This is a genomic window from Streptomyces sp. NPDC054841, from assembly GCF_053611045.1.
In genome coordinates this window covers 1-4,098 of sequence record NZ_JBSGZO010000629.1, presented here as the reverse complement: position 1 = coordinate 4,098, position 4,098 = coordinate 1, and the positions used below count along the sequence as shown (strand labels likewise).

At 68.5% G+C, this 4,098-nt stretch carries 6 protein-coding genes; 4 read left to right on the top strand and 2 right to left on the bottom strand.

Going from position 1 to position 4,098, the window contains the following annotated elements:
• From ACWGI8_RS40775 to ACWGI8_RS40765, 3 genes are all read left to right on the top strand, one after another.
• Positions 1 to 929, top strand: a 929-nt coding sequence (locus tag ACWGI8_RS40775) for a PASTA domain-containing protein (RefSeq protein ID WP_453668501.1), incomplete at its 5' end; no start/stop codon positions are given.
• 5 nt (positions 930 to 934) lie between these two features.
• Positions 935 to 1,798 carry a deoxyribonuclease IV gene (locus tag ACWGI8_RS40770; protein ID WP_453668500.1) on the top strand — a complete coding sequence of 288 codons (864 nt, stop codon included), beginning with the start codon at positions 935 to 937 and terminating at the stop codon, positions 1,796 to 1,798.
• Between the two features lie 80 nt (positions 1,799 to 1,878).
• Positions 1,879 to 2,409 carry a DUF4396 domain-containing protein gene (locus ACWGI8_RS40765; RefSeq protein WP_453668499.1) on the top strand — a complete coding sequence of 177 codons (531 nt, stop codon included), beginning with the start codon at positions 1,879 to 1,881 and terminating at the stop codon, positions 2,407 to 2,409.
• A gap of 30 nt (positions 2,410 to 2,439) precedes the next feature.
• Here the strand turns inward: ACWGI8_RS40765 and ACWGI8_RS40760 are convergent, their stop codons facing one another.
• Positions 2,440 to 3,072 carry a sulfite oxidase-like oxidoreductase gene (locus tag ACWGI8_RS40760; RefSeq protein WP_453668498.1) on the bottom strand — a complete coding sequence of 211 codons (633 nt, stop codon included), beginning with the start codon at positions 3,070 to 3,072 and terminating at the stop codon, positions 2,440 to 2,442.
• A 155-nt stretch (positions 3,073 to 3,227) separates the two neighbouring features.
• Between ACWGI8_RS40760 and bfr the strand changes: the two genes are divergently transcribed.
• On the top strand, positions 3,228 to 3,707 hold the full coding sequence (bfr, locus tag ACWGI8_RS40755; protein ID WP_453668497.1) for a bacterioferritin: 480 nt from the start codon (positions 3,228 to 3,230) through the stop codon (positions 3,705 to 3,707).
• A gap of 13 nt (positions 3,708 to 3,720) precedes the next feature.
• Here the strand turns inward: bfr and ACWGI8_RS40750 are convergent, their stop codons facing one another.
• Complete coding sequence (locus ACWGI8_RS40750) at positions 3,721 to 3,975, bottom strand: (2Fe-2S)-binding protein (protein WP_453668496.1); 255 nt, start codon at positions 3,973 to 3,975, stop codon at positions 3,721 to 3,723.
• Positions 3,976 to 4,098: the final 123 nt, after the last annotated feature.

Below are 4,098 nucleotides of genomic sequence, written 5' to 3'. Positions count from 1 at the left end.
GCCCTCCCCGGCCCGGGCGCGGTCCTCGCCTCCCGGCGGCCCCCCGGCGTGGTGTCATCGCCGCCGTCGTCGCGGCGCTGCTGCTCCTCGGCGTGGGCACCGGTGTCTGGTACATCAATTCGGGACAGTTCACCCGTGTACCACCCGTCCTCGGTCAGACCGAGGCTGCCGCGAAGAAGCGGCTCGCCGACGCGGGTCTCGACGTCGAGCAGACGAAGAAGGGCTTCAGCGACGTCTACAAGCGCGGCAGCGTCATGGACATCGACCCCGGCCCGGGCAAGCGCATCCGCGACAACGGCTCGGTGACGCTCGTGATCTCCCGCGGTCCCGAGATCGTCAAGGTCCCCGAGGTCCAGGGGAAGACCCTCGCCGAGGCCAGGAGCGCGCTGCGCAAGGTCGGTCTCGCCGACGGTGTGATCACCAAGGCGTTCAGCGAGGAGTTCGCGCAGGGCACGGTCATCAGCTCCGACCCGGAGGCCGGGACCGGCCGACGGCCGGATTCGGCCGTCGCGCTCGTCGTCAGCAAGGGCACACCGGTCGATGTCCCGGATGTCACCGGCGAGTCCGTCGAGAGCGCCACGAGCACGCTCGAGGACGCCGGGCTGAAGGTCAAGGTGGCCGCGGAGCGGGTCCACTCCCCCGAGGACGCCGGTTCGGTCGCCACGCAGTCCCTTGCGGAGGGCAAGCAGGCCGCCGAGGGCGACACCATCACCCTCACGCTCTCCAAGGGCCCCCGGATGATCGAGGTCCCCGACGTCGTCGGCGACAAGGCCGACGCCGCGAAGCGCGAGCTGGAGCGGGCGGGCTTCGAGGTCGAGGTCGAGCGGGGCTTCCCGTTCCTCGGTGACACCGTCGAGAGCCAGTCGGTCGAGGGCGGCGAGCAGGCTCCCGAGGGCAGCACGATCACCATCAAGACCAAGGGAATCTAGATCCGATGCGCAACCCTGTCGGCGCCCATGTTCCGGTGGCCGGCGGCCTCGCCAAGACCGGCCTGACGTACGCCCGCGAGATCGGCGCGGAGGCCGTGCAGGTCTTCGTCGCCAATCCGCGCGGCTGGGCGACACCGGCCGGGAACCCGGCGCAGGACGAACTGTTCCGTGCGGAGTGCGCGGCCGAGGACATACCGGTGTACGTCCACGCCCCGTATCTGATCAACTTCGGCTCGCACACCGAGGCGACCGTCGAGCGGTCCGTGGAGTCGCTGCGCCACTCGCTGCGCCGGGGCCGGGAGATCGGTGCTCTGGGCGTGGTCGTCCACACCGGCTCGGCCACCGGGGGCCGGCCGCGCGAGGAGGCGCTCGCCCAGGTGCGTACGCGCATGCTGCCGCTGCTCGACGAGCTGACGCACGACGACGACCCCTTCCTGCTGCTGGAGTCCACCGCCGGGCAGGGCTTCTCGCTGTGTTCCAGGACCTGGGACTTCGGCCCGTACTTCGAGGCCCTGGACGCCCATCCCAAGCTGGGCATCTGCCTGGACACCTGCCACGTCTTCGCGGCCGGGCACGATCTGGCTGCTCCGGACGGGACGCGGCGGACGCTGGATCTGCTGGTGGACACGGTCGGCGAGGGTCGGCTGAAGCTCGTCCACGCCAATGACTCCAAGGATGTCGTGGGGGCGCGCAAGGACCGCCACGAGAACATCGGCGCAGGTCACATCGGTGAGGAGCCGTTCCGCGAGCTGATGCGCCACCCCGCGGCCGACGGCGTACCACTGATCATCGAGACCCCTGGTGGCCGGCACGGGAAGGAGACGTACGCGGCCGATGTGGCGCTGCTGAAGAAGCTCCGCGACAACTGAGATCGCTTGAGGAATACCCCTAGGGGGTATACGGTTCTTGCTGTCGGCAGGAACCGCTACCCGGCTATGGGGGTTGTCTCATGCAGCACGACACACACGCTCACCACCACACCGAGCACGCCGGGCACACCGAGCAGCACGGCGTGCATGAGGGTCACGAGGGACACCACGGCGGGGCGAGCTGGTCCATGGCCGCCAGGGCCACCCTTCACTGCCTCACCGGCTGCGCCATCGGCGAGGTCCTCGGCATGATCATCGGGACCGCGCTGGGCTGGGGCAACGCCCCCACGATGGTCCTCGCCATCGCGCTGGCCTTCTTCTTCGGCTACGCGCTGACCCTCTCGGCGGTCGTACGCGCCGGGCTGAGCCTGAAGGCCGCCGTCGGGGTCGCCCTCGCCGCCGACACCCTCTCCATCGTCGTGATGGAGCTCGTCGACAACGGCGTGCTGCTGCTCGTACCGGGCGCGATGGACGCACATCTGTCCGACGGGCTGTTCTGGGGGGCGCTCGCCCTGGCCTTCCTCGTCGCGTTCCTGGTCACGACCCCGGTCAACAAGTGGATGATCGGCCGCGGCAAGGGCCACGCGGTGGTCCACCAGTACCACCACTGATCGCGGCGGCCCCGGGTGCCCGGACAGGCCCTACAGCTCGGGACCGTCCCCCGGCTCCTCCTGGTAGGAGTAGCGCTGCTCCCGCCAGGGGTCGCCGACGTTGTGGTAGCCCCGCTCCTCCCAGAAGCCCCGGCGGTCGGTGGTCATGTACTCCACACCCCGCACCCACTTCGGGCCCTTCCAGGCGTACAGATGCGGCACCACCAGCCGCAGCGGGAAGCCGTGCTCGGCGGTGAGCAGCTCACCGTCCATGTGAGTGGCGAAAATCGTGCGCTCGGAGAGGAAGTCGGAGAGCCGCAGATTGGCGCTGAAGCCGTACTCGGCCCAGACCATGACATGGGTGACGCTCGGCGCCGGCGGGGCCAGTTCGACGATCGTCCGGGCGGGCACCCCACCCCATTCGGCCCCCACCATGCTGAATTTCGTGACGCAGTGCAGATCGGCCACGACCGTCGAGAACGGGAGCGCCGAGAACTCTTCGTGGTTCCAGCAGCGCTTGTCGCCGTCCGCCGTGGCGCCGAAGACCCGGAACTCCCAGCGGTCCGGCTTGAACTTGGGGACGGGCCCGTAGTGGGTGACAGGCCAGCCACGCTGCAACCGCTGCCCCGGAGGAAGCCCGGACTGCTCTGACTCTCGGTATTCCCGGCTCTCCGGCTGACCCATGCCTTCAATGGTGACAGACCGCGAGGGGTGGTCATGACCAGGTCTGCGCTGATTCGGGCAACTCCTACTAAGGAGGCACTTACTGGACGCTCCCCGATCACGGTGCGAGGATGCGCGCATCCTGGCCAGTCATACGCGCGGAAGGAGCCTCTGCGATGCAGGGCGACCCCGAGGTCATCGAGTTCCTCAATGAGCAGCTGACCGCCGAATTGACCGCGATCAACCAGTACTTCCTGCACGCGAAGATGCAGGAGAACTTCGGCTGGACGAAGCTCGCCAAGTACACCCGGGCCGAGTCGTTCGACGAGATGAAGCACGCGGAGGTCCTGACCGACCGGATCCTCTTCCTGGAGGGCCTGCCGAACTACCAGCGGCTCTTCCACGTCCGGATCGGGCAGACGGTCACCGAGATGTTCCAGGCCGACCGGCAGGTCGAGGTCGAGGCCATCGACCGGCTGAGGCGCGGTGTCGAGGTCATGCGGAACAAGGGCGACATCACGTCCGCGAACATCTTCGAGTCGATCCTGGCGGACGAGGAACACCACATCGACTACCTCGACACCCAGCTGGAGCTGGTCGAGAAGCTCGGCGAGGCGCTCTACATCGCCCAGCTGATCGAGCAGCCGGAGAGCTAGGGCCCGTCCGGGCCTAGGCGGCCTCGCTGAGCGCGGGGTCCTGATCGGCTTCCACCGCGAGAGCCTTCACGCCCTGGTCGAGCAGCTCGCGACGGGGGCACGCACCACGGCCGAGAATGCCCTGAATGCGGCGTACACACGACCCGCAGTCGGTCCCGGCCTTGGAGACCGACGCTATCTGGCGGGGGGTGCAGGCACCCGCCTCCGCGTGTTCCTTGACCTGCTTCTCCGTGATGCCGAAGCACGAGCAGACGTACACGCGGTTCACCTCCCGGCGGGATCGATAAGTAGCGCCCGTCCCGATTGATCGGTGAGGCTAACCTAACCTTACCCGGCGCTCCCGGCTCGTAAAAGCCCCGGAGACGACGGTGGGGCGCGGATCACATGGATC

Excerpts from the sequence above, each read along its gene's own strand:
- ACWGI8_RS40770 (WP_453668500.1), top strand. The coding sequence starts at position 935 with ATGCGCAACCCTGTCGGCGCCCATGTTCCGGTGGCCGGCGGCCTCGCC.
- ACWGI8_RS40760 (WP_453668498.1), bottom strand. The coding sequence starts at position 3,072 with ATGGGTCAGCCGGAGAGCCGGGAATACCGAGAGTCAGAGCAGTCCGGG.
- ACWGI8_RS40765 (WP_453668499.1), top strand. The coding sequence starts at position 1,879 with ATGCAGCACGACACACACGCTCACCACCACACCGAGCACGCCGGGCAC.
- bfr (WP_453668497.1), top strand. The coding sequence starts at position 3,228 with ATGCAGGGCGACCCCGAGGTCATCGAGTTCCTCAATGAGCAGCTGACC.